This window comes from Actinospica durhamensis, from assembly GCF_018139695.1.
GTDB lineage: Bacteria > Actinomycetota > Actinomycetes > Streptomycetales > Catenulisporaceae > Actinospica > Actinospica durhamensis.
The window spans coordinates 1-514 of record NZ_JAGSOG010000699.1 but is presented as its reverse complement, the minus strand read 5'-3'; the positions used below and the strand labels follow the sequence as shown (position 1 = coordinate 514).

The window sequence follows — 514 nt, the reverse complement described above, 5'->3', positions numbered from 1 at the left end:
CTCCAACTCCACCCCCACGCCACCGTCGTCGTCGACGAAGCCGCCGCCGCCGGCCTCAAGCTCACCGACTACTACCGCGCCACCTACGCGTCCAAGCCGGGCTGGCAGGGGCTGTGAGGCGGTAGGGCTGCCAGGCCTGGAAGCACGCCGGATTTCCCGCCCCCGCACCGTGATCCGGTGCGGGGGCGGTGTCGTGTCGCAGGGAGCCGACGTGGCTCGGGTTCGCGGGAAGCCGTGCGTGGGTTGGGTGCCCGAGGAGTGTGAGCGACGGAAGTAGCCCGAATCCACGCCCCCACAAAGGAATCGTCCCCCTCGCGTGCGGTGCGAAGGGGACGTTCTCTTCCCTGTTTCCCTCTTATTCGGTTGTCCTCGCGGGGAGGTGGGGCGGGACCCTCAAACCCGCCCCACCCCGGTTCCCACGAACGCCGGGAATTCCCGGCCGTCCACCCAGGTGCGGGCTGGGTGGAAGTCTTCGGTCCAGTGGACGAGGTCGGCGCGGGCGCCGGGGGTGATG

The 514-nt window shown here is 70.2% G+C and carries 1 pseudogene; it reads left to right on the top strand.

The features are described from left to right. A pseudogene (locus tag KDL01_RS46400) lies at window positions 1–117 on the top strand (glucosamine-6-phosphate deaminase); the annotation flags it as partial. Between the last annotated feature and the right edge of the window lie 397 nt (window positions 118–514).